Below are 21,381 nucleotides of genomic sequence, written 5' to 3'. Positions count from 1 at the left end.
CTACTCCGGATTGCTGTTCGCGCAGCGAAAGAACACTGTGTTCCCTTTGGCTTCGGCTACGGTGCCCTCGGCACCAACATGGACGCAGATCTGGCCCAGAAAATTTGCCAATTTGTTTTCGGTAACATGGTCACGGACCCTTACCTTGTACCATGGAGTCACACCATCACTTGGACGCGCGCTGCGAGAAATCCAGCCCACGCCTTCGGGATGGGGAATCTCAATGATGGCGCAATCAATAGTCTGTATGATCGGTTCTCTTACGCCGCCGAGCCAGCCTATTCCAGCTCGGCAGGTCTTGTCGCCCTGGCCTTCGTGTAGGACCGGCCAGGGATCCTCGCCGGCCCAAGAGGTGACAGGCGAAAGTGAAGCCAAAGCAAGACAGGCACACAGGATGCGGAATGCACCAAGCACGTTCGATACAGTCTTCGCCAACACCTGCGGACAATGGGCTTCCATCCCTTGCCCCAGATTGGAGGCGACTGCCTGCGCGTGTGCCTGCCCGCTGATCACTTCCCGATCGCCTTCAGCACGGCTTCGCCCAGTCCCGCGGGGGATTCGGCGACGGTGATGCCGGCGGATTTCATGGCTTCGATCTTGTCGTCGGCGCCGCCCTTGCCGCCGGCGACGATGGCGCCGGCGTGGCCCATGCGGCGGCCCGGAGGGGCGGTGCGGCCCGCGATGAAGCCGGCGCAGGGCTTGGAGCGGCCTTTCTTGGCCTCGTCCTTGAGGAACTGCGCGGCGTCTTCCTCGGCGCTGCCGCCGATCTCGCCGATCATGATGATCGATTCCGTCTCGTCATCGGCAAGGAACCATTCCAGCACGTCGATATGCTCGGTCCCCTTGATCGGGTCGCCGCCGATGCCGACGCAGGTGGACTGGCCGAGGCCCACATCCGACGTCTGCTTCACGGCCTCGTATGTGAGCGTGCCGGAGCGCGAGACCACGCCGACCGAGCCGCGCTTGTGGATGTGGCCGGGCATGATGCCGATCTTGCAGGCGTCGGGCGTGATGATGCCGGGGCAGTTGGGGCCGATGAGGACAGAGCTGCTGCCTTCGAGTGCGCGTTTGACGCGCATCATGTCCAGAACCGGGATGCCTTCGGTGATGCAGACGATGAGGGGGATCTCGGCGTCGATGGCCTCGAGGATCGAATCCGCGGCGAAGGGCGGCGGCACGTAGATGACCGAGGCGTTGGCGCCGGTCTCGTGCATCGCTTCGTGGACCGAGTTGAAGACCGGCAGGTCGAGATGCGTCTGGCCGCCCTTGCCGGGGGTGACGCCCCCGACCATTTGCGTGCCATAGGCGATCGCCTGCTCGGTGTGGAAGGTGCCTTGCGACCCGGTCAGGCCCTGGCAGATGACTTTGGTGTTCTTGTCGACGAGGACGGCCATTGTGGCGTTCTCCTTAATTCAATCTTGGGAAAGGTGGGTTAAAAACCCACCCTACGAGGCTCAGCCCTTGACGGCTTTGACGATCTTCTGGGCGCCGTCCTTGAGGTCGTCGGCGGCGATCACGTCGAGGCCGGAGGTGTTGATGATCTCCTTGCCTTTCTCCACGTTCGTGCCTTCGAGCCGGACCACCAGCGGGACCTGAAGCCCGACTTCCTTGACGGCGGCGACCACGCCCTCGGCGATCACGTCGCAGCGCATGATGCCGCCGAAGATGTTCACCAGGATGCCCTTCACCTGCGGGTCGGAGGTGATGATCTTGAACGCCTCGGTCACCTTGTCCTTGGTGGCGCCGCCGCCCACGTCGAGGAAGTTGGCGGGCTCGGCGCCGTAGAGCTTGATGATGTCCATCGTCGCCATCGCCAGCCCCGCGCCGTTGACCATGCAGCCGATCTCGCCATCCAGCGCGATGTAGTTGAGGTCGTATTTCGACGCCTCCAGCTCCTTGGGGTCTTCTTCCGTGGTGTCGCGCAGCTCGGCGATGTCGGAATGGCGGTAGACCGCGTTGGAATCGAAACCCATCTTGGCGTCGAGACACTTCAGCTCGTTGCTCTCGGTCAGGATCAGCGGGTTGATCTCGAGCATCTCCATGTCCTTTTCCAGGAACATCTGGTAAAGCGTGCCCATCAGCTTGACGCATTGCTTCACCGCCGCGCCCTCGAGCTCGAGCATGAAGGCGATGCGGCGGCCATGAAACGGCTGGTAGCCGGTGGCGGGATCGACGCTCAGGCTGAGGATCTTCTCGGGCGTCTTCTCGGCCACTTCCTCGATATCCATGCCGCCCTCGGTGGAGGCGACGAAGCTGACGCGGGAGGTCACCCGGTCGACCAGGAGCGCCAGGTAGAATTCCTTGGCGATGGCCGCGCCTTCCTCGATATAGATCCGGCCCACCTGCTTGCCGGCGTCGCCGGTCTGCTTGGTCACCAGCGTGCGGCCCAGCATCTTCTTGGCTTCCTCGGCGGCCTCGGACACCGACTTGGTGATCCGCACGCCGCCCTTGTCGCCGGCGCCTTCCTCCTTGAAGCTGCCCTTGCCGCGGCCGCCGGCATGGATCTGCGCCTTGACCACCCAGACGGGACCGTCAAGCTCGCCCGCCGCCGTCTTCGCCTCCTCCGCGCGCAACACGACACGCCCGTCCGATACAGGCGCCCCGTAAGAGCGCAGCAAGGCCTTCGCCTGGTATTCATGGATGTTCATGCAGAGTTCCCATCTTTCTGTGCGTTTGCCTCTGGTATAGCCATAGGTTGAAGCGGGACTTAACCCCTTTCGTGCCACGGCCCGCTTTTTGCGGCGAATTTCCGCCTTTTGTGATCACACGATTTTATGCTGTGATCACAAATCAGGGCGTTGATATGCAAGACGAATCGCGCGCGCGCGGGCAGAGGGGCGTCCTGGCCGTCGGCGCGAGAAGAGCGCGATACCGCCGGCCCGGGGCCGACGCAGCGGGAAGCGTGCGGTGCAATGACAGGTCCGAACGGACCGTCCCGGCGACACTTCTGCAAAGGAAAACGCGCGGGCCAGGACGGTCCGCGCGTTCGGAGTTGAAACTGTGTGCCGGGGGTCAACCGAGCGAGCTGTCGATGCCCTTGCATGCCTCGACGAGGCCTTTCACGGCCTTGACGGAGGTGTCGAACATCTCCTGCTCGTCCTTGTTGAGCTTGATGTTGACGATCTTCTCGATGCCGCCCGCGCCGATCACGGTGGGCACGCCCACATACATGCCCTTCAGCCCGAATTCGCCGTCGCAATGGGCGGCGCAGGGCAGGACGCGTTTCTGGTCCTTGAGGTAGGCTTCGGCCATTTCGATGGCAGAGGTCGCGGGGGCGTAGAAGGCCGAGCCGGTCTTCAGCAGGCCGACGATCTCGGCGCCGCCGTCGCGGGTACGCTGGACGATCGCGTCGAGTTTTTCCTGCGTGGTCCAGCCCATGTCGACAAGGTCGGGCAGGGGGATGCCGGCGACGGTGGAGTAGCGCACGCAGGGCACCATCGTGTCGCCGTGGCCGCCCAGCACGAAGGCGCTGACGTCCTTCATCGAGACGCCGAATTCCAGGCTGAGGAAGTGGCGGAAGCGGGCGCTGTCGAGCACGCCGGCCATGCCGCAGACCTTTTCGGCGGGCAGGCCGGAGAACTTCTGCAGGGCCCAGACCATCGCGTCGAGCGGGTTGGTGATGCAGATGACGAAGGCGTCGGGGGCGTTGGCGGCGATGCCTTCGCCCACGGATTTCATGACTTTGAGGTTGATGCCCAGGAGGTCGTCGCGGCTCATGCCCGGCTTGCGCGGGACACCGGCGGTGACGATGCAGACGTCGGCGCCGGCGATGTCGGCATAGTCCTGCGTGCCCTTGAGCGCGGCGTCGAAGCCCTCGGCCGGGCCGGATTCGGCGATGTCGAGCGCCTTGCCCTCGGGGGTGCCTTCGGCAATGTCGAACAGGACGACGTCGCCCAGTTCCTTGATGGCGGCGAGATGCGCAAGCGTGCCGCCGATTTGTCCCGCGCCGATGAGGGCGATCTTGGGTCTGGCCATGGAAATTGATCTCCGGTGGGTTTGATTTCGCGCTACGGGGTAGTCGCAAACCGGGGTCAATTCAAGGGTGCTGCGCCGCGGCGCGACGGCGGCGGTCGGGCAAGGCGCCACGATGGGGTCAAAAGCGACTGAAATCTCAGGTGTTTAGGGCGAGCGCCCCGAGAGGCGCGAGATGTATCGAATTGAGTGCGCCGCCATGACGGCCCGCGCTGCGGCCCGAGCGGCGAATCTGGCGCGCGGGCGACGGGCCGCCCGCGTCCGGCCAAGGCCCGGATCAGGCGTCGTCGCCGTCGATCGGCAGCCCCTCGTCCAGCGTCTCGAACGACTGGCCGCTGGCGACAAGGCAGGTGGTTCCATGCGCCGAGGTCACCGTGATCGTCCAGGTGCCGGTCGTGGTGGAGGCGAACACCTCGACCACCGCGTTGTTGGGCCCGAGCCCGATGGATTGCCGCGTTTCGCCGTATTTGGAGGCGAGCCGGTCGACGACCGTATCGCGCGGTGCGCAACTCGCGGCGATGGCGGGACCGGACAGACCCATGGCCAGAAGCGTGGCGAACATCATCAGTTTGGTCTTCATCGTCTTACCCTTTCAAAGCTGGGTCCCTGCCGTATCTGTGCCGAGAGCGTGCGGATGAGGGTATCAAGATATGGTTAACGGAGGGTTCGCAGGCCGGCGGATGCCCTTGCGCGACGGCAATTTCTGCATCGCGGCGAGAAAGGTCTTGAACTTTCGTTCCAAAAATGGCGAATTCCCGCGCAAGAAAATTTCGACCAGCCAGCGGGGCACGCCATGGACCTTTCGACCCATCCCTACCGATCCGTTCTTTATATTCCCGGCTCCAAGGAACGGGCGCTGGACAAGGCGCGCACCCTGCCCACCGACGCGATCATCTTTGACCTGGAGGATGCCGTGGCGCCCGACGCCAAGGCCGAGGCGCGCGCGACGCTGGCGCAGGCGCTGAGCGACGGCGGCTACGGCAACCGCGTGAAGGTCGTGCGGATCAACGCGCTGACCACCGAATGGGGGTTCGAGGATGCCCGCGTGCTGGGTGATGCGGGGGCGGACGTGATCCTGCAGCCCAAGGTGAACACCTATGCGGATGTCGACAACCTGTCGGATCTGATCGGCACCGAGATTCCGATCTGGACGATGATGGAGACGCCCGCCAGCGTGTTCAACGCCCGCGAGATCGCCGCGCACCGGCAGGTGACGGGGCTGGTCGCCGGTACGAACGACCTGACCAAGGAGCTGGGCTGTCGTTTCCGCGCCGACCGGATGCCGCTGCTGGCGTCGCTCCAGATGATCGTGATGGCGGCGCGGGCCGCGCGCGGCGTGGTGGCGCTGGATGGTGTCTACAACCGTTTTCGGGATGGCGACGGGCTGAAGCTGGAATGCGAGCATGGGCGCGACCTTGGGTTTGACGGCAAGACGCTGATCCACCCCGACCAGATCGACATCGCAAACACGGCGTTCGCCCCCACGCAATACGAGATCGACACGGCCATGCGTCAGATCGAGGCTTATGAAGAGAGCAAGAAGCAGGGGCAGGGGATTGCCGTGGTGGACGGCCAGATCGTGGAAAACCTGCATGTCGTCGCGGCGCAGCGGACGCTGGCGAAGGCCGAGGCGATTGCACAGATGGCGGCGGAGTAGATCATGGGATTGCTGATCGCAGGCGTGCTGCTTTGGTCGGTGGCGCATTTGTTCAAACGGATCGCGCCGGGGCCGCGGGCGGCGATGGGCAACGCGGGCAAGGCGGTGATCGCCGTGGTGCTGCTGGTCAGTATCTGGATGATGACCAAGGGCTACCAGGCGGCGGATGGCGCGTTCTTCTGGGGGCGGCACCCGATGACGGTGGGGATCAACAACCTGCTGATGCTGCTGTCGGTCTACATGTTCGCGGCCTCGGGGATGAAAACCGCGCTGGCGCGCAGGATGCGGCACCCGATGCTGGGCGCGGTCAAGGTCTGGGCGCTGGCGCACTTGCTGGTGAACGGCGACGTGCCGTCGTTCATCCTGTTCGGCGGGCTGCTGGCCTGGGCGGTGGTCGAGATGATCGTGATCAACAAGTCGCAGCCGGAGTGGGTGCGACCCGACCCGGCGCCGAAATCCAAGGAAATCGCCGCGGCGGTGGGCAGTGTCGTGGTCTACGGCCTGATCGTGGGCGTGCATTACTGGCTGGGCTATCCGGCCTTTGGGTGAGCGTATGAAACTCTATCGATTCCTCTCGGCCGATGACACGTCGGCCTTTTGCCACAAGGTGACCGAGGCGCTGAACAAGGGGTGGGAGCTCTATGGCAGTCCGACCTATGCGTTCGACGCCGCCAACGGCGTGATGCGCTGCGGTCAGGCCGTGGTGAAGGAGGCCGAGGGCACCTATACGCCCGACACCAAGCTGGGAGAGCACTGAGCATGGCCAAGACCAATCCGGGGCGGTTCTTCGAGGATTACACCGTCGGCGACGTGATCCCGCACGCGGTGCCGCGCACCGTGTCGGGGGGGGAACGGGCGCTTTACCATGCGCTTTATCCCGCGCGCCACGCGCTTTACTCCTCGGACGAGTTCGCGCGGGCCTGCGGCCTGCCCGCCAGCCCGATCGACGACCTGGCGGCGTTTCACATCGTTTTCGGCAAGAGCGTGCCGGACATCTCGCTGAACGCGGTGGCGAACCTGGGCTATGCCGAGGCGCGGTGGCTGCGGCCGGTCTATGCCGGGGACACGCTGCGCTCGGAGTCCGAGGTGATCGGGGTCAAGCAGACGTCCAGCGGCAAGACCGGGATCGTCTGGGTGCGCACGACGGGGATCAACCAGCAGGACCTGCCGGTGATGCTGTTCGTGCGCTGGGTGATGGTGCGGAAGAAGGACGTGGACGCGCCCGCACCCGAGCCGGTGGTGCCCGACACCGCGCCGCATGTGGCCCCCGACGACCTGGTCGTTCCAGCAGGGCTGGATTTTTCCAACTATGACATGACCCTGGCTGGCGAGCCGCATCGCTGGGGCGATTACGAGATCGGCGAGACGATCGATCACGTGGACGGCGTGACCATCGAGGAAGCCGAGCACATGATGGCCACGCGTCTGTGGCAGAACACCTCGAAGACCCATTTCGACATCACGCCGCGCGAGGACGGCAAGCGGCTGATCTATGGCGGGCATGTCATCTCGATGGCGCGCGCGCTGAGCTTCAACGGGCTGGCCAATGCGCAGATGATCGCGGCGATCAACGCGGGCAGCCACGCCAACCCCTGCTTTGCCGGGGATACCGTGCGGGCCTGGTCGGAGGTGCTGGACCGCGCCGAGACGGGCGTGCCGGGTGTGGGCGCGCTGCGGCTGCGGCTGGTGGCGACCAAGGGCGGCGAGCCGTTCGGCCTGCGCGGCGAGGACGGCAAGTACCTGCCGCATGTCCTGCTGGACCTGGATTACTGGGCGCTGATGCCGATCTGAGGCCCGGGCGCCGTTCTCGGTTTGTTAAGACATGGTCTGTAGCGTCCTTTCCTGTGCGAAAGGAGGTTGCCATGCCTGATCCAACGCCATTTGAAGGCCCGCAGTTGCGGTGCCTTGTTCTGGAAGACAGTGCCCATGACCAGGAAATGATCCGCCGTGCGATGCGCGGCGCGCGGGTGGAGGCCGAGATCGACTTCGTCCCGACCATCGAAACCGCGCGCAAGGCGCTGTCGCGCTCGCAATACTCGGCCATCCTGTGCGACAACAGCGTGCCCGACGGGTCCGGCAGCGAGTTTGCCGGGGAACTCGCCGGCGCGCCGGAACTGTCGGACGTGCCGATCGTGATCGTGTCGGGCTGGCCCTCGCCCTTCATGTGGGACAAGGCGCGCGCGGCGGGGCTGAGCGTGATCGACAAGACCGACGACCCGATGCGCAAGCTGCGCGATTTCTTCCGCGAGTGCGTGGGAGACATGATCACGCAGCGCGTGGCGGGGCCGATGCGGCGCAGCGCCTGAGCGCGGGTCGACGCGAATGTGAGCCGCGCGCCGAGCGGTTTTTCTGGGCAGCGGCCGCGGTCTGGCGCATGCTGTGGGCATGGTACGCGCGTTCTTGCGTCTTTGTCTTTCGGCCGTCGGGGCCTGCGGCGCGGCGGTCTCCGCCGCCGCCTGCGAGGTGGCGCTCGTGCTGGCGGTGGACGTGTCGGGCTCTGTCGACCAACGGGAATACCGCATTCAGATGCAGGGGCTGGCCGACGGGCTGCGCGACGGCGCGGTCAGCGAGGCGCTGGTCGTGGGTGAGGCGGCGGTGCTGGTGCTGCAATGGACCGGCACGTCGCGCCAGCGCGTGGTGGTGCCGTGGCAACGGATGACCGATTTCGACGCGGTCGAGGCGCTGGCGGCGCGGATCGAGACCACGCCGCGCGTCTGGCGCAACTTCTCCACCGCCATCGGCGAGGCGCTGGAGGTCGGCGCGGCGCAGTTCAGGGACGTGCCCGGATGCCGCCGCCGGGTGATCGACGTGTCGGGCGACGGGTCATCGAACGAGGGGCCGAGACCCCGCGACGTGCATGGCCTGTTGCGGCAGGAAGCGATCGTTGTCAACGCGCTGGTCATCGAAGGGGCGGAGCCGAGGGTGACCGAGTATTTCTGGGAAAACGTCATCCACGGGCCCGGTGCGTTTGTGATCACAGCCAATGATTACGCCGAGTATCCCGCCCGAATGCGCCGCAAACTGCTGCGCGAAGTCACCAAACCCATCTCGAAAGCGCCGGGTGATTCCTTTGCGCCGCATTTGTGATCACGCACCTATGTATGTGATCACGAAAACTGCTTTTGCGACGAAATGCCTGCACTATTTGAAGAATACGGGTTTGCAGAGGCCCCGGATGATTGGATAAAACGAACTCAAATCGCGGGGCAGGCTGGCCCACCCGGGTCGGCGCCACATCGCGACGAGAAAGGGAATGCCAATGGCAGACGTAAATCGCGGCAACCGGCCGCTTTCGCCCCACCTCACGATCTATCGCCCGCAGCTGACGTCGATGACCTCGATTCTGACCCGGATCACCGGCAACGCGCTGCTTGTCGCCGCGCTGTTGACGGTGTGGTGGCTTCTGGCCGCCGCGACCTCGGCCGACTATTTCGCCACTGCCGACGCGGTCGTGACCAGCTGGTTCGGTGACATCGTGATGTTCCTGTCGCTCTGGGCGCTGTGGTACCACACGCTGGCGGGGGTGCGGCACCTGATCTGGGACAACGGCATGATGTTGCAGATCGACAAGGCCGAGATGCTGGGCTGGGCGGCGATCGGCGGATCGGTCGTTCTGACCGTCCTGACCGTGCTGTTCATCTGAAGGAGGCCCCCGACATGCGTTACCTGACAGACCGCAAGCGCGCCATGGGCCTGGGCTCGGCCAAGAGCGGCGTGCATCATTTCTGGGCGATGAAGGTGCAGAGCGTTGCCTTGCTGATCCTGATCCCGCTGTTCGTCTTTACCTTCGGCGGCATCCTGGGCGCGCCGTTCGAGGAAGTCACGGCCTATTACGCGCGGCCCTTCCCGGCCATCGTCGCGGCGCTGACGCTGGTGGTCGGCTTCAAGCATTTCGCCGACGGGTGCCAGGTGCTGATCGAGGACTATGTGCATGGCACGGCGCAGAAGGTGGCGATCATCCTGGTGACCTGCCTGAGCTATGGCGCCATGGCGACGGGGCTTTTCGCCATCGCGCGCCTGGCGCTCTGAGAAACATTCCGAGGGCAGGGCGCAGGTCGCCCCGGCCCCTGTGAGACCATATCGCCGGGGCCGGCATGGCCCGAGCAGACGAACCGGAAAAGGCACGAAGCATGGCGGCTTACGAATACGAGACACATGATTATGACGTGGTTGTGGTGGGCGCGGGCGGCGCGGGGCTGCGCGCGACGCTGGGCATGGCGGAACAGGGGTTGCGCACGGCTTGCGTGACCAAGGTGTTCCCGACGCGCTCGCACACCGTGGCGGCGCAGGGCGGCATCGCGGCCAGCCTTGGCAACATGGGGCCGGACAGCTGGCAGTGGCACATGTATGACACGGTCAAGGGGTCGGACTGGCTGGGCGACACGGACGCGATGGAGTACCTGGCGCGCGAGGCGCCCAAGGCGGTTTACGAGCTGGAGCATTACGGCGTCCCGTTTTCGCGTACCGAGGAGGGGCGGATCTATCAGCGGCCCTTCGGCGGGCATACGACCGAGTTCGGCGAAGGCCCCCCGGTGCAGCGGACATGCGCCGCCGCCGACCGGACCGGCCACGCGATCCTGCATACGCTCTACGGGCAAAGCCTGAAGAACAACGCCGAGTTCTACATCGAGTATTTCGCCATCGACCTGATGATGAGCGAGGACGGTCAATGCACCGGCGTCGTCTGCTGGAAGCTGGATGACGGCACGATCCATGTGTTCAACTCCAAGATGGTGGTGCTGGCGACCGGCGGTTACGGCCGCGCCTATTTCAGTGCGACCTCGGCCCATACCTGCACCGGTGACGGCGGTGGCATGGTGGCGCGCGCGGGCCTGCCGTTGCAGGACATGGAGTTCGTGCAGTTCCACCCGACCGGCATCTACGGTTCGGGCTGCCTGATCACCGAGGGCGCGCGCGGCGAGGGCGGCTATCTGACCAACAGCGAAGGCGAGCGGTTCATGGAGCGCTACGCGCCCAACTACAAGGATCTGGCGCCGCGTGATTATGTCAGCCGCTCGATGACCATGGAGATCCGCGAAGGGCGCGGCGTGGGCGAGCACGGCGATCACATCCACCTGAACCTCAGCCACCTGCCCGCCGAGGCGCTGAACCTACGCCTGCCGGGGATTTCGGAGAGCGCCAAGATCTTTGCCGGGGTGGACGTGACCAAGGAACCGATCCCGGTGCTGCCGACCGTGCACTACAACATGGGCGGTATCCCGACGAACTATTGGGGCGAGGTTCTGAACCCCACCAAGGACGATCCGCACGCCGTGGTTCCGGGCCTGATGGCCGTGGGCGAGGCAGGCTGTGCGAGCGTGCATGGGGCGAACCGTCTGGGCTCGAACTCGCTCATTGACCTCGTGGTGTTCGGGCGGGCCGCGGCCATTCGCGCGGGCAAGGTGGTGAACCCCGAAAGCGCCGTGCCGGCGACCGACACGGGCGAGGTGGACAAGGCGCTCGACCGCTTCGACCATTTCCGCCATGCCGATGGCGGCACGCCCACCGCCGAGTTGCGGCTCGAGATGCAGCGCACCATGCAGGAGGATGCGGCCGTGTTCCGCACGTCCAAGACCCTGTCCGAGGGCGTCAAGAAGATGGATGCGATCGCGGCCAAGCTGGACGACCTGAAGGTCACCGACCGCAGCCTGGTGTGGAACAGCGACCTGATGGAAACGCTGGAGTTGACCAACCTGATGCCCAACGCGCTGGCCACCATCGCCGGGGCCGAGGCGCGCAAGGAAAGCCGCGGCGCCCACGCGCACGAGGATTTCTCGAAGCGCGACGACGAGAACTGGCGCGTGCACACGGTTGCGCGGGTGGATGGCAAGTCCGTGGATCTGAGCTATCGTCCTATCATCGAGGACCCGCTCACGACCGAATCCGAGGGTGGGATCAATTTGAAGAAGATTGCACCCAAGGAAAGGACATTCTGATGAAAGCCATACTGAGAACCGCCGCCGCGATTGGCGGCCTGACCGTGCTGGCAGGCGCGGCGCAGGCCGTCGACACGACGCCCGCGAACGTGGATCGCGTCGTGCAGGCGTGCTTTGCCGAGGTTAGCCCCGAGGGGTCCTACGTGACGAACGTCCGGGGCGACGACGTGATCATGACGCCCGTGCGCGGGTCTGGCGCGTCGCATTACGAGGCGCAGGCGCTGACCAGCTGCATCGCCTATCGTTTCGGGGCGTCGACGGTCACCGCGGCGGCGAATCCGAACCGCTATATCTCGGTCAGCGAACAGCGCAGTGCGATCCTTGACTGCAAGCACAAGTTCGGCATTGGCGGCGGTGTCCGCCTGGGCGGGCAATGGCAGGAGATCCCGATCGGTCAGCAGACGCGCATCTGGATCGTGCCGCATGGCCGCGTCACCGCCGAGGCAGCGAACCGGATCAATGCCTGTGCCGACCAGGCGCTGGGCCGGGGTGGCAGCCCGGTGGTCAAGGTGACCGGCGTCGCGCGCAAGGCGGGGCCGTGCCCGAAACATGCGCCTGTCATGTACGGCGGCTCGCAGTACTGCATCGGCAACCCCTACTGATGCCCAAGGCCGCCACGCATATCACGGCAAAGCCTGCCCGTCCGGCGGGCTGGCCGCGTGCGCGGGGGCGGCATTACCTGGAAGTGCTGGAAGTTCTGCACCTGACGCGCGCGCCGGAATGGTACCTGGAGATCGGCGCGGGGCGGGGGCATTCGCTGATGCGGTGCCCGGGCAAGGCCATCGCGGTGGACCCGGATTTTCGCCTGGGGGGCGACGTGATGGGCGACAAGCCCGCGCTGCATCTGATCCGACAGACCAGCGGCGACTTCTTTGCCAGCGGGCAGGCGCATCAGATTGCGCCGCGCATCGACATGGCGTTCATCGACGGGATGCACCTGTTCGAATACGTGCTGGACGATTTCATCGCCACGGAAAAGCTGTGCCATCCCGAGGCGGCGATTCTGCTGCATGACCTTGTGCCGTTCTCGCCCGCCGCCGCCGAGCGCGAGTGGGACCCAGAGCGCACCAAGGGCTGGTCGGGTGACGTTTGGAAGATGACGCTGATCCTGCGCGAATACCGCCCCGAGTTGGCGTTTGATGTACTGAACCCGCGGCCCTGCGGGCTGGGCATGGTGACCGGGCTGGACCCCGAGAACCGGGTGCTGGAAGACGCGCGGGACGAGATCGTGGCGAAGTTCATGGACCTGACCATCGAGGAATTCGGGCCGAAGAACCTCAAGCAGGTCATGCAGATGCGAAAGGTCGAGGATGTCCTGCCCGAGCTGACGAAACTGGAGGCGGCGGAATGAGGTGGCTTGCCATTCTTGCGCTGCCCCTGCTGCTGGCGGGCTGCGACGCGGCCAATGACGCCGCCGACGCCATCGCGCGGGAACGGGCAAAGGCCGTGGTCAACGGCATCGTCGCGCGGCGCTTTCCGGGTGTCACCGTGGCGCCGCTCACCGACTGCATCATCGACGCGGCCTCGGCCGGGGAAATCATCACCATCGCGCGCGATTCCGTCGGCGGGGTCCAACCCGCGACGGTCGAGCTGGTGGTGGACATCGCGAGCCGGCCCGAGTCGGTTCAATGCATTGCTGAAAACGGTCTGGTCCTGCTGGGCCGCTGAGAGAGGACACGTAAATGGTACAGCTGACGCTACCGAAGAATTCCCGGATCACCAAGGGGAAGACGTGGCCCAAGCCTGAAGGCGCCAAGAACGTGCGCAAGTTCCAGATCTATCGCTGGAACCCGGATGACGGGAAGAACCCGCAGGTCGACACCTATTTCCTCGACATGGACAAGTGCGGGCCGATGGTTCTGGACGCGCTGATCAAGATCAAGAACGAGGTCGACCCGACGCTGACCTTCCGCCGGTCCTGCCGCGAGGGGATCTGCGGGTCGTGTGCGATGAATATCGACGGGATCAACACGCTCGCCTGTATCTACGGGCTGGACGAGGTGAAGGGCGACGTGAAGATCTATCCCCTGCCGCACATGCCGGTGGTCAAGGACCTGATCCCGGACCTGACGCATTTCTATGCCCAGCACGCCAGCATCATGCCGTGGCTGGAGACCAAGACGAACCGCCCCGCCAAGGAGTGGAAGCAGTCCATCGAGGACCGCGAAAAGCTGGACGGCCTGTATGAATGCGTGATGTGCGCCTCCTGCTCGGCGGCCTGCCCGAGCTATTGGTGGAACGGTGACAAGTATCTTGGGCCGGCCGCCCTGCTGCATGCCTATCGCTGGATCATCGACAGCCGGGACGAGGCGACCGGCGAGCGGCTGGACGATCTGGAGGATCCGTTCAAGCTCTATCGCTGTCACACGATCATGAACTGCGCCAAGACGTGCCCGAAGGGGCTGAACCCCGCCAAGGCGATTGCCGAGATCAAGAAGATGATGCTCGAGCGGGCCATGTGATGAGCAAGCCGCGTCCCGATCTCGATTTCAAGTCGAAGGAAGAGTTTCGGGACGTGTGCCGCCACTTGTCGGGGCGGCTGCATTACCTGAACCGGACGGCGATCGGGGAAAGCAAGTTCGTCAGCGAACTGGCCGGGCTTGTCGAACGCGCGGGCAAGGTTTTCGACGACCATTACGACGACGAGGATGTCTTCGCCGCGTTTGGCGATGGCTGGGAACAGGGGACCTTGTCGCGCGACGAGCGGCGCCTGGCGCTGTTCGGGTTGCTTTATCCAGAGGTCGGCTCGGACAGGTCCTGATCGAGCAGGGACAGCAGATCGGTGATCCGGTCCAGCTGTCCCGGCTTGGCGCGGGGGGCGAGAAACGCATCGAGCGCGGCATCGCGGGTCTGGACCATGGCGGCCAGCGTGGCGCGGCCCGTCTCTGTCAGGTGCACATGCTTGAGCCGCTTGTCGCTGGCATCCGCGACACGGCGGATCAGGCCGTCTTTCTCCATCCGGTCGAGCAGGCGTGACACGCCGTATTGCGGCAGCATCAGGCGGCCTTCCAAAGATTTCGCGGTCTGGCCGTCTGTCCCTGCGTCAAGTGCGGCCAGCGCATCCAGAACGTCGAGCGGCGGCAGGCCTTCGGCCTTGAGCGCCGAGTCCAGGTGGCTCTGAAGGCGGCGATGGGTGCGCGACAGGACCTGCCACGCGGAAAGGTTCTGGGGTGTTCTGCTCATGGCCCGAGCCTAAATGCAGGTGCATCTGGGGGGCAAGGGGGCGCAGGCGCCATTGCACGAAATCTGCGCAACCGGGGCGGGGGCGTCTGCACGGGGGCCTGCGCAAAAGGGGGGCATCGGAATATGAAATGAGAGGACATTCCAATGCTGCGTTCCCCCGGATTGCGGTTCATCATCGTGGGCCTGCTGGTCTTGCTGATGACCATCCCCGTGTTTTTCGTCGGTGCGATCATCGACAGCCGTGCGGATTACAACCGCCAGACCATCGCCTCGGTCGGTCAGGAGTGGGGCGGGCAACAGTTGCTGTCCGGCCCCGTCCTGATCATCCCGGTCGAGGAGACGGTGATGGTGCGCGAGCGCGAGGAGGTGATCGACCCCCTGACCGGCGAGCAGAAGCTGGATGGCGACGACCAGCCTGTGTTTCGCTTCAAACAGGTGGAGCGGACGCTGCGGCGCGATCCGGTTTATGTCTATCCCGACACGTTGGACCTGGAGATGTACAAGACCACGCAGGAACGCAGCCGGGGAATTTTCTCGGTCCCGGTCTATACCGCCAAGGCGGAAGGCGCGTTCGATTTCAACGCCGAGGAGGCCGAGGCGGCGTTGCGCGGAGAGGAGGTTCTGCTGTGGGACGAGGCGGAGGTGCGGATTTACGTGAGCAGTAACCGCGCGCTGCGGGGTGAGACGCGTTTGATGGCCGATGGCCGCGCGCTGGAGATGGAGCCGGTGGCGAGCGAGAACCGCTATATTGGCGGGCTGCGTGCGCCGACGGGGGACCCGCGAGAGATCGGGGCGTTCGATCTGAAGATGGGGCTGAACGGGGCCGAGGCGCTGTCGTTCACGCCGGTGGGGCGCGAGACGCGCGTGACGCTGACCTCGGACTGGCCGCATCCCGAGTTTCAGGGCGCGTTCCTGCCTGACAGCCACGAGGTGCGCGAGGACGGGTTTCAGGCCAATTGGGTGATCCCGCATCTGGCGCGCCCCTTGCCGCAGGTCAGCCGCGAGAACCAGAACGAGGTCGCGCGGAGCACGTCGAGCTTTGGCGTCGGGCTGTATCAGCCGAATGATTTCTACCAGAAGGCCTATCGCGCGGCGCGGTATGGCATCCTGTTCATCGGTCTGACATTCCTGACGATCTTCCTGGTCGAGGGGCAGACCAAGCGGCCGACGCACCCGGTGCAGTATATCCTGATCGGGTTGGCGCAATCGGCGTTCTTCCTGCTGATGCTGGCGCTGTCCGAGCAGGTGGGCTTCGGCATGGCCTATCTGGTGTCGGGCGCGGCGACGGTCGGGTTGGTGACGGCGTTCGCCGCGACGGCGCTGAAGCTCGGTAGGCGAACCCTGGTGGTGTGCGCAATGCTGGCAGTGCTGTACGGTGTACTCTACCTCATTCTGCGCAGCGCGGATTACGCCCTGCTGGCCGGGTCGATCCTTCTGTTCGCGGCGATTGCGGGTACGATGTTCGCCACGCGGAACGAGAACTGGTACGGCGAGCCGCGCACCGGGCCGCGCCGCGGGTGGTTCCGCAAGGCAGAGCCGCAGCCGGAAGCGCCGCAGCCCGCAAGCTGACGCGACGTTTCCTTCCATGAGGCGGGGCGGCCGGGTTAGGCTGCCCCGCAAATGTGGGAGGGATCATGGTGAAGACCGATATCGCGATCGTGGGCGGCGGGCTGGCCGGCCTCGTGGCCGCGTATGAGGCGGTGAAGCGCGGGCGTAAGGTAGTCCTGCTGGACCAGGAAGGCCCGCAATCCCTGGGCGGGCAGGCGTTCTGGTCACTGGGCGGGCTGATGATGATCGACACGCCGGAGCAGCGGCGCATGGGTATTCGGGATAGCCGGGATCTGGCGGCGCAGGACTGGATGGGCAGCGCCGGGTTCGACCGGCCCGAGGATGCGAACCCCCGCCGCGTGGCCGAGGCGTATCTGGATTTCGCCGCCGGGCCGATGCGGGGGTATCTGCACGGCTTGGGGATGCGCTGGTTTCCGGTGGTGGGCTGGGCCGAGAGGGGCGGGGGCAAGGCGGACGGGCATGGCAATTCGGTGCCACGCTTTCATGTGACATGGGGCACTGGGACGGGCGTTGTCGCGCCGTTCGTGCGGCTGGTGCAGGAGGCTGAGAAGGCGGGCAAGCTGCGCTTCGCGTTTCGGCACCGGGTGACGGGGCTGGACGTGAGTGATGGGCGCGTGACGGGGCTGCGCGGCGACGTGCTGGCCGAGGATGACGCGGTGCGTGGCGCGTCCACCAATCGCGAGGTGACGGGGCAGTTTCAGGTGCAGGCCGAGAGCGTGATCGTCGCCTCGGGCGGGATCGGTGGGGATCATGAGAAGGTGCGCAAACTGTGGCCCGTGGACCGGCTGGGTCCCGCGCCCACGATGATGGTCGCGGGCGTGCCCGACTACGTCGATGGCCAGATGCAGGCCGTGGCCAAGGCCGCAGGCGCGGGCGCGATCAACGAGGACCGGATGTGGCATTACTGCGAGGGGCTGAGGAACTGGGACCCGATCTGGCCCAACCACGGGATTCGCATCCTGCCCGGGCCGTCCTCGATGTGGTTCGACGCCAAGGGGGTGCGGATGGAGGCGCCGTGCCTGCCGGGGTTCGACACGCTGAGCACGCTGAAGCGTATCCTCGGCACAGGGCATGAGCATTCGTGGTTCATCCTGACGCAGAAGATCATCGAGAAGGAGTTCGCGCTGTCCGGCAGCGAGCAGAACCCGGACCTGACCTCGGGCAAGTGGCGTGAGGTTTTGAAAGAGCGGCTGGGCAAGGGCGCGACGGGCGCGGTGGAGGCGTTCAAGGACCACGGCGAGGATTTCGTCGTGGCACAGGATTTTGAAACGCTCGTCGAAGGCATGAACCGGATCACGCCCAACGCACCTCTGGACACCGCGCATTTGCGCGCGCAGGTGGCGGCGCGGGATGCGCAGCTGACCAATCCGTTTGCCAAGGACGCGCAGGTGATCGCCATCAGGCAGGCGCGGGCATATCGGGGCGACAGGCTGATCCGTACCGCGAAGCCGCACGCCATTCTGGATCCTGCCAACGGCCCACTGATTGCCGTGCGGCTGAACATCCTGACGCGCAAATCGCTGGGCGGGCTGCACACCGATCTGGAAGCAAAAGTGCTGCGCCCGGACGGTAGCGTGCTGGACGGGCTTTATGCCGCCGGAGAGGTCGCGGGGTTCGGCGGCGGAGGGTACCACGGATACAACGCGCTGGAAGGGACCTTCCTTGGCGGGTGCATTTTCTCGGGGCGTGCGGCGGGGCGAAGCGCCTGAAACTGATGTAGTGAAAACACAGTTCGAATCGTGCGGAAAAAATATTCGGCCGGCTCGCAAAAACTCTTGCGCGACTCAGGGTTTGGCCCCATGTGCACGCTAAGACGCCAACGCACGCGCCTCTGTCCCGAAGGCCATGACCAAAGCGGTTACGTAGCGACGGTAACGTCTCTGAACTGAACCTCGCGGCCCTTGCCGCAATGTGCCTTTTGGAGATGTCCATGACCGCTTTCGTCACCGACCTGTCGGGTGATTTCCGCCATGCTTGCGCCGCCCGTATCGAGGGCTTTCTGCGTACCACCACCTTTGACCGCCCGACGCTGGTGATCGACACCGACGTCGTGTTGCAGAACTATCGCGCGCTGGTGCAGGGGCTGGGCGACGCGCATATCCACTATGCCGTCAAAGCCAACCCCGAGCCGCAGGTGATCGAGGCGCTGGTCAACGAGGGCAGCCATTTCGACGCCGCCAGCCGCGGCGAGATCGAACTGTGCCTGTCGCAAGGCGCGCGTCCCGAGGACATCTCGTTTGGCAACACCGTGAAAAAACCGGGCGACATTGCGTTCGCGTACAACGTGGGCGTGACGCTCTTTGCCGCCGACGCAGAGGAAGAGCTGGACAAGATCGCCGAGCACGCGCCGGGCGCCGAGGTTTATATCCGCCTGATCGTCGAGGCGTCGGGCGCCGACTGGCCGCTGACCCGCAAGTTCGGCTGTGCGCCGGATCACGCCGTGGCGCTGATGGATTACGCCGCTGCGCTGGGCCTGCGCCCGGTGGGCGTGTCGTTCCACGTCGGCAGCCAGACCCGCCAGACCGCCATGTGGGCGCCGGTGCTTGACCGGATCGCGGACGTGTGGCGTGCGGCACATGAGGCCGGCCACGCGCTGGACCTGCTGAACATCGGCGGCGGCTTTCCGGCCTTCTATGGCGAGGACATCGCGGCGCCGGCGATCTATGCAGCCCAAGTGCGCGAGATGGTGGCCGAGCGGTTCGGCGACGTGCCGCGCGTGATGGCAGAGCCGGGCCGTGGCCTGGTGGCCGAGGCCGGCATGATCGCGGCCGAGGTTGTGCTGGTGTCGCGCAAGTCGCCCGACGACCTGCACCGCTGGGTGTACCTGGATATCGGCATGTTCTCGGGCCTCGCTGAAACCATGGACGAGGCGATCCGCTATCAGTTCGTGACCGCCCGTGACGGCGAGCGCACAGGCCCCTGCATCCTGGCCGGGCCGTCCTGTGATTCGGCGGATGTGCTGTATGAAAAACGCATGATCGACCTGCCCCTGGGCCTGAAATCGGGCGACCGGGTGTTCATCCGCAGCTGCGGTGCCTACACCTCGTCCTATTCCAGCGTCGGCTTCAACGGCTTCCCGCCGCTGGACGTGGTCGTGCTCTGAACTGCCCCCCGATCCGGGGCGGGCCGGTTGGCCTTGCCCCGCGGGACAGTGTAAGACCCACGACATGTTCATTGTCGTGGGTCTTGTCATTGCGTTCATACTGGTGGCGATCTATGCGCGCCCAGCGATGCGCAACTGCCGCTGGCGCGAGGATCGTGGCGCATCGACCCCGTCGCAGACGGCGTTTCGCTGTGCGTTCTGCGGGGCGCGGGCCTTTACATCGGATGGCAAACCGCCTTTGGATTGCATGAGGAACACGCCGCAATCCTGAGGACCCCATGCCGGAACCCACCGATGCCGATGTGCGCCGGGCCGTCGCGCCTGTCGTCTGTTATCCCAACGACACTCTGCCCGTGCCGGATCTGGACCTGTACCGCGCCGCGCGGGAGGGGGCGGAGAAAGTGAGCGAGGTGATCGCCCCGCCGCGCGAGGCCGCCTGCTTTCGCGTGGCGGCGGGGCAATTCTTTCGCATCACCAGCGTGGAGGGGCCCCAGGTTGGGGATTTGAACCTGTGGAACGCGAATGACCTTGGCGAGCGGTTCTATTCCGGCAAGTCGCGGGCGCTGCATGGCACGCACCTGACGACGGGCGAGCGTATGTGGTCGAGTTTTCCTTATTTGCGGCCCATGGCGACGATCGTCGAGGATACGCTGGGCTGGTACGGGATCGACGAATTTGGCGGGTCGGTGCATGACGTGATCGGCACGCGCTGCGATCCCTATACTGGCAACCTGCTGGCTGGGTCGCAGTATCACCACTGCTGTCATTCCAACCTGATCCGGGCGGTGGCCGACGAACTGGAGGTGTCGCTGGAGGAGGCGGAGCCGCTGGTGCATGACGTGCTGAACGTGTTCATGTGCACCGGGTTCACGCGGGACACGGGCCAGTATTTCATGAAGGCCAGCCCGGTGCGGCCGGGCGATTACCTGGAGTTCTTTGCCGAGATCGACCTGCTGGGGGCGCTGAGCGCCTGTCCGGGCGGGGATTGCTCGGCCCAGCATTCCAGCGATGCGGCGGCGTGCTATCCGCTGAAGGTGGAGGTCTTCGCGCCGGCGGAGGGCGCGTTGGGCGATTGGGTCAGCCCGCCTGTGAACGGGTATGACCGGACCCACGGGAGGTAGCGAAATGGACCGGGTCGAGGGCGGGTGCCTGTGCGGGGCCGTGCGGATCACGGCGGAAGGTCAGCCCGATAGGGTGGGACTGTGCCATTGCCTGGACTGCCGTAAGCATCACGGCGCGGTCTTCTTTGCCGCCGCGATCTTCCCGGCGGCGGCGGTGACGATTCGGGGCGAGACGCGCGACTGGGAAGGCCGGCATTTCTGCCCGCGCTGCGGCGGGTCGGTGTTTTCCGTCAGCGACGGCGAGGTGGAGGTCCACCTTGGGGCGCTGGATGAACCAAACGTGTTTAAGCCGACCTATGAGCTTTGGACCGTGAGGCGGGAAAAGTGGTTGCCGGAGGTGCCGGGCATGGCGCGGTTCGAGCGGGATGAGACGTAGTTTCGTTTGAATTTATAACCAAGGCGTTAACGGTGCGCTCCGCGCGGAATCGAGGCGCGCTTGCGCGCCGCCGCGCGATCGCCAGACCGCCCCCCGGGCTGGCGATTGAGTGACGTCGGTGCGCCTATCTGATGTATTGCGGCTGTGGCAGAGATAAAGTGCCTTGAATGACCGTCGGATCGCCAGCCCGCGGTCTGGCAATCGCGCGGCTCCCTACCGTGGGGTCGCCTGCCCGCGGTCTGGCGTTCGCGCGTCTCCCTAAACGTCGGCTCGGCCAAACGAAAAAACCCCGCCGAGGCGGGGTTCGTTCAGCAGAACCGGATCGCGGTCTCAGCCCTGGCGGGCCTTGAAACGCTTCTGGGTCTTGTTGATCACGTAGACGCGGCCTTTGCGGCGCACGACGCGGCAATCGCGATGGCGGTTCTTGAGCGAACGCAGCGAGTTCCGGACTTTCATCACTCGTC

26 protein-coding genes are annotated in these 21,381 nt (G+C 65.3%); 19 read left to right on the top strand and 7 right to left on the bottom strand.

Annotated elements, in window-relative coordinates:
• The 5 genes from FIU89_RS19035 to FIU89_RS19015 all read right to left on the bottom strand — a co-directional run bounded on the left by FIU89_RS19035 (position 1) and on the right by FIU89_RS19015 (position 4,537).
• Positions 1 to 513: a hypothetical protein gene (locus FIU89_RS19035; protein WP_152494045.1), complete on the bottom strand. Its 513-nt coding sequence runs from the start codon at positions 511 to 513 to the stop codon at positions 1 to 3.
• Positions 510 to 1,394: a succinate--CoA ligase subunit alpha gene (gene sucD / locus FIU89_RS19030; RefSeq protein WP_152491346.1), complete on the bottom strand. Its 885-nt coding sequence runs from the start codon at positions 1,392 to 1,394 to the stop codon at positions 510 to 512. The genes FIU89_RS19035 and sucD overlap by 4 nt, the downstream gene beginning before the upstream one ends.
• Before the next feature lie 60 nt (positions 1,395 to 1,454).
• Positions 1,455 to 2,648 carry an ADP-forming succinate--CoA ligase subunit beta gene (gene sucC, locus FIU89_RS19025; RefSeq protein ID WP_152491347.1) on the bottom strand — a complete coding sequence of 398 codons (1,194 nt, stop codon included), beginning with the start codon at positions 2,646 to 2,648 and terminating at the stop codon, positions 1,455 to 1,457.
• A gap of 364 nt (positions 2,649 to 3,012) precedes the next feature.
• On the bottom strand, positions 3,013 to 3,975 hold the full coding sequence (gene mdh, locus FIU89_RS19020) for a malate dehydrogenase (protein ID WP_152494044.1): 963 nt from the start codon (positions 3,973 to 3,975) through the stop codon (positions 3,013 to 3,015).
• A gap of 274 nt (positions 3,976 to 4,249) precedes the next feature.
• The gene (locus FIU89_RS19015; protein WP_152494596.1) at positions 4,250 to 4,537 is read right to left on the bottom strand and encodes a hypothetical protein; all 288 of its coding nucleotides are present in this window, start codon (positions 4,535 to 4,537) and stop codon (positions 4,250 to 4,252) included.
• 228 nt (positions 4,538 to 4,765) lie between these two features.
• On the opposite strand from FIU89_RS19015, the gene FIU89_RS19010 reads away from it, so the two are divergent.
• The 14 genes from FIU89_RS19010 (at position 4,766) to FIU89_RS18950 (ending at position 14,326) form a co-directional block, all read left to right on the top strand.
• The gene (locus FIU89_RS19010) at positions 4,766 to 5,629 is read left to right on the top strand and encodes a CoA ester lyase (RefSeq protein ID WP_152494043.1); all 864 of its coding nucleotides are present in this window, start codon (positions 4,766 to 4,768) and stop codon (positions 5,627 to 5,629) included.
• A gap of 3 nt (positions 5,630 to 5,632) precedes the next feature.
• The gene (locus FIU89_RS19005) at positions 5,633 to 6,178 is read left to right on the top strand and encodes an NnrU family protein (RefSeq protein WP_152494042.1); all 546 of its coding nucleotides are present in this window, start codon (positions 5,633 to 5,635) and stop codon (positions 6,176 to 6,178) included.
• 4 nt (positions 6,179 to 6,182) lie between these two features.
• Entirely contained in the window at positions 6,183 to 6,386 is a 204-nt protein-coding gene (locus tag FIU89_RS19000) for a DUF1737 domain-containing protein (RefSeq protein ID WP_152494041.1), read from the top strand.
• A gap of 2 nt (positions 6,387 to 6,388) precedes the next feature.
• Positions 6,389 to 7,420 (top strand): MaoC family dehydratase, encoded by a 1,032-nt coding sequence (locus FIU89_RS18995; protein WP_152494040.1) that lies wholly within the window; start codon positions 6,389 to 6,391, stop codon positions 7,418 to 7,420.
• A 71-nt stretch (positions 7,421 to 7,491) separates the two neighbouring features.
• Positions 7,492 to 7,935: a response regulator gene (locus FIU89_RS18990; protein ID WP_152494039.1), complete on the top strand. Its 444-nt coding sequence runs from the start codon at positions 7,492 to 7,494 to the stop codon at positions 7,933 to 7,935.
• Positions 7,936 to 8,014: 79 nt separating this feature from the next.
• On the top strand, positions 8,015 to 8,716 hold the full coding sequence (locus FIU89_RS18985) for a DUF1194 domain-containing protein (protein WP_152494038.1): 702 nt from the start codon (positions 8,015 to 8,017) through the stop codon (positions 8,714 to 8,716).
• 172 nt (positions 8,717 to 8,888) lie between these two features.
• Positions 8,889 to 9,272 (top strand): succinate dehydrogenase, cytochrome b556 subunit, encoded by a 384-nt coding sequence (sdhC, locus tag FIU89_RS18980; RefSeq protein ID WP_152494037.1) that lies wholly within the window; start codon positions 8,889 to 8,891, stop codon positions 9,270 to 9,272.
• Between the two features lie 14 nt (positions 9,273 to 9,286).
• Positions 9,287 to 9,658, top strand: coding sequence for a succinate dehydrogenase, hydrophobic membrane anchor protein (gene sdhD, locus FIU89_RS18975; RefSeq protein ID WP_152494036.1), 372 nt, complete (start codon positions 9,287 to 9,289; stop codon positions 9,656 to 9,658).
• 101 nt (positions 9,659 to 9,759) lie between these two features.
• Positions 9,760 to 11,565: a succinate dehydrogenase flavoprotein subunit gene (sdhA, locus tag FIU89_RS18970; protein WP_152494595.1), complete on the top strand. Its 1,806-nt coding sequence runs from the start codon at positions 9,760 to 9,762 to the stop codon at positions 11,563 to 11,565.
• Positions 11,565 to 12,167 (top strand): hypothetical protein, encoded by a 603-nt coding sequence (locus FIU89_RS22380; RefSeq protein ID WP_172978168.1) that lies wholly within the window; start codon positions 11,565 to 11,567, stop codon positions 12,165 to 12,167. The genes sdhA and FIU89_RS22380 overlap by 1 nt, the downstream gene beginning before the upstream one ends.
• A complete protein-coding gene (locus FIU89_RS18965; protein ID WP_172978167.1) occupies positions 12,167 to 12,916 on the top strand; it encodes a class I SAM-dependent methyltransferase in 750 nt (249 codons plus the stop codon). The genes FIU89_RS22380 and FIU89_RS18965 overlap by 1 nt, the downstream gene beginning before the upstream one ends.
• Positions 12,913 to 13,233: a succinate dehydrogenase gene (locus tag FIU89_RS18960; protein ID WP_152494034.1), complete on the top strand. Its 321-nt coding sequence runs from the start codon at positions 12,913 to 12,915 to the stop codon at positions 13,231 to 13,233. The genes FIU89_RS18965 and FIU89_RS18960 overlap by 4 nt, the downstream gene beginning before the upstream one ends.
• A gap of 14 nt (positions 13,234 to 13,247) precedes the next feature.
• Positions 13,248 to 14,027: a succinate dehydrogenase iron-sulfur subunit gene (locus FIU89_RS18955; RefSeq protein ID WP_152494033.1), complete on the top strand. Its 780-nt coding sequence runs from the start codon at positions 13,248 to 13,250 to the stop codon at positions 14,025 to 14,027.
• Positions 14,027 to 14,326 carry a hypothetical protein gene (locus tag FIU89_RS18950; protein ID WP_152494032.1) on the top strand — a complete coding sequence of 100 codons (300 nt, stop codon included), beginning with the start codon at positions 14,027 to 14,029 and terminating at the stop codon, positions 14,324 to 14,326. Before FIU89_RS18955 ends, FIU89_RS18950 begins: the two co-directional genes overlap by 1 nt.
• On the opposite strand, the gene FIU89_RS18945 is transcribed toward FIU89_RS18950, so the two are convergent.
• Complete coding sequence (locus FIU89_RS18945) at positions 14,296 to 14,748, bottom strand: MarR family winged helix-turn-helix transcriptional regulator (RefSeq protein ID WP_152494031.1); 453 nt, start codon at positions 14,746 to 14,748, stop codon at positions 14,296 to 14,298. The genes FIU89_RS18950 and FIU89_RS18945 overlap by 31 nt on opposite strands.
• Before the next feature lie 144 nt (positions 14,749 to 14,892).
• On the opposite strand from FIU89_RS18945, the gene creD reads away from it, so the two are divergent.
• The 5 genes from creD to FIU89_RS18915 all read left to right on the top strand — a co-directional run bounded on the left by creD (position 14,893) and on the right by FIU89_RS18915 (position 20,917).
• Complete coding sequence (gene creD, locus FIU89_RS18940) at positions 14,893 to 16,317, top strand: cell envelope integrity protein CreD (RefSeq protein ID WP_152494030.1); 1,425 nt, start codon at positions 14,893 to 14,895, stop codon at positions 16,315 to 16,317.
• A gap of 65 nt (positions 16,318 to 16,382) precedes the next feature.
• Positions 16,383 to 18,026, top strand: coding sequence for an FAD-binding dehydrogenase (locus FIU89_RS18935; protein ID WP_152494029.1), 1,644 nt, complete (start codon positions 16,383 to 16,385; stop codon positions 18,024 to 18,026).
• A gap of 215 nt (positions 18,027 to 18,241) precedes the next feature.
• Positions 18,242 to 19,420 (top strand): type III PLP-dependent enzyme, encoded by a 1,179-nt coding sequence (locus FIU89_RS18930; protein WP_152494028.1) that lies wholly within the window; start codon positions 18,242 to 18,244, stop codon positions 19,418 to 19,420.
• Positions 19,421 to 19,698: 278 nt separating this feature from the next.
• On the top strand, positions 19,699 to 20,541 hold the full coding sequence (locus FIU89_RS18920; protein WP_152494026.1) for a DUF1989 domain-containing protein: 843 nt from the start codon (positions 19,699 to 19,701) through the stop codon (positions 20,539 to 20,541).
• A 4-nt stretch (positions 20,542 to 20,545) separates the two neighbouring features.
• Positions 20,546 to 20,917, top strand: a complete 372-nt coding sequence (locus FIU89_RS18915; protein WP_152494025.1) for a GFA family protein — start codon at positions 20,546 to 20,548, stop codon at positions 20,915 to 20,917.
• A 330-nt stretch (positions 20,918 to 21,247) separates the two neighbouring features.
• On the opposite strand, the gene ykgO is transcribed toward FIU89_RS18915, so the two are convergent.
• Positions 21,248 to 21,373: a type B 50S ribosomal protein L36 gene (gene ykgO, locus FIU89_RS18910; RefSeq protein WP_025058716.1), complete on the bottom strand. Its 126-nt coding sequence runs from the start codon at positions 21,371 to 21,373 to the stop codon at positions 21,248 to 21,250.
• Positions 21,374 to 21,381 lie beyond the last annotated feature (8 nt).

The organism is Roseovarius sp. THAF27, from assembly GCF_009363655.1.
Classification (GTDB): Bacteria; Pseudomonadota; Alphaproteobacteria; order Rhodobacterales; family Rhodobacteraceae; genus Roseovarius.
The sequence above is the reverse complement of the archived record's forward strand: the minus strand, read 5'-3'. Positions and strand labels throughout refer to the sequence as shown.

Excerpts from the sequence above, each read along its gene's own strand:
- sdhC (WP_152494037.1), top strand. The coding sequence starts at position 8,889 with ATGGCAGACGTAAATCGCGGCAACCGGCCGCTTTCGCCCCACCTCACG.
- FIU89_RS18935 (WP_152494029.1), top strand. The coding sequence starts at position 16,383 with ATGGTGAAGACCGATATCGCGATCGTGGGCGGCGGGCTGGCCGGCCTC.
- FIU89_RS18915 (WP_152494025.1), top strand. The coding sequence starts at position 20,546 with ATGGACCGGGTCGAGGGCGGGTGCCTGTGCGGGGCCGTGCGGATCACG.
- FIU89_RS18920 (WP_152494026.1), top strand. The coding sequence starts at position 19,699 with ATGCCGGAACCCACCGATGCCGATGTGCGCCGGGCCGTCGCGCCTGTC.
- FIU89_RS18990 (WP_152494039.1), top strand. The coding sequence starts at position 7,492 with ATGCCTGATCCAACGCCATTTGAAGGCCCGCAGTTGCGGTGCCTTGTT.
- mdh (WP_152494044.1), bottom strand. The coding sequence starts at position 3,975 with ATGGCCAGACCCAAGATCGCCCTCATCGGCGCGGGACAAATCGGCGGC.
- FIU89_RS22380 (WP_172978168.1), top strand. The coding sequence starts at position 11,565 with ATGAAAGCCATACTGAGAACCGCCGCCGCGATTGGCGGCCTGACCGTG.
- FIU89_RS18930 (WP_152494028.1), top strand. The coding sequence starts at position 18,242 with ATGTCCATGACCGCTTTCGTCACCGACCTGTCGGGTGATTTCCGCCAT.
- sdhD (WP_152494036.1), top strand. The coding sequence starts at position 9,287 with ATGCGTTACCTGACAGACCGCAAGCGCGCCATGGGCCTGGGCTCGGCC.
- sucD (WP_152491346.1), bottom strand. The coding sequence starts at position 1,394 with ATGGCCGTCCTCGTCGACAAGAACACCAAAGTCATCTGCCAGGGCCTG.
- FIU89_RS18945 (WP_152494031.1), bottom strand. The coding sequence starts at position 14,748 with ATGAGCAGAACACCCCAGAACCTTTCCGCGTGGCAGGTCCTGTCGCGC.
- sucC (WP_152491347.1), bottom strand. The coding sequence starts at position 2,648 with ATGAACATCCATGAATACCAGGCGAAGGCCTTGCTGCGCTCTTACGGG.
- FIU89_RS19000 (WP_152494041.1), top strand. The coding sequence starts at position 6,183 with ATGAAACTCTATCGATTCCTCTCGGCCGATGACACGTCGGCCTTTTGC.
- FIU89_RS19015 (WP_152494596.1), bottom strand. The coding sequence starts at position 4,537 with ATGATGTTCGCCACGCTTCTGGCCATGGGTCTGTCCGGTCCCGCCATC.
- FIU89_RS18965 (WP_172978167.1), top strand. The coding sequence starts at position 12,167 with ATGCCCAAGGCCGCCACGCATATCACGGCAAAGCCTGCCCGTCCGGCG.
- FIU89_RS19005 (WP_152494042.1), top strand. The coding sequence starts at position 5,633 with ATGGGATTGCTGATCGCAGGCGTGCTGCTTTGGTCGGTGGCGCATTTG.
- FIU89_RS19010 (WP_152494043.1), top strand. The coding sequence starts at position 4,766 with ATGGACCTTTCGACCCATCCCTACCGATCCGTTCTTTATATTCCCGGC.
- sdhA (WP_152494595.1), top strand. The coding sequence starts at position 9,760 with ATGGCGGCTTACGAATACGAGACACATGATTATGACGTGGTTGTGGTG.
- FIU89_RS18995 (WP_152494040.1), top strand. The coding sequence starts at position 6,389 with ATGGCCAAGACCAATCCGGGGCGGTTCTTCGAGGATTACACCGTCGGC.
- FIU89_RS18985 (WP_152494038.1), top strand. The coding sequence starts at position 8,015 with ATGGTACGCGCGTTCTTGCGTCTTTGTCTTTCGGCCGTCGGGGCCTGC.
- FIU89_RS18950 (WP_152494032.1), top strand. The coding sequence starts at position 14,027 with ATGAGCAAGCCGCGTCCCGATCTCGATTTCAAGTCGAAGGAAGAGTTT.
- FIU89_RS18960 (WP_152494034.1), top strand. The coding sequence starts at position 12,913 with ATGAGGTGGCTTGCCATTCTTGCGCTGCCCCTGCTGCTGGCGGGCTGC.
- ykgO (WP_025058716.1), bottom strand. The coding sequence starts at position 21,373 with ATGAAAGTCCGGAACTCGCTGCGTTCGCTCAAGAACCGCCATCGCGAT.
- FIU89_RS18955 (WP_152494033.1), top strand. The coding sequence starts at position 13,248 with ATGGTACAGCTGACGCTACCGAAGAATTCCCGGATCACCAAGGGGAAG.
- creD (WP_152494030.1), top strand. The coding sequence starts at position 14,893 with ATGCTGCGTTCCCCCGGATTGCGGTTCATCATCGTGGGCCTGCTGGTC.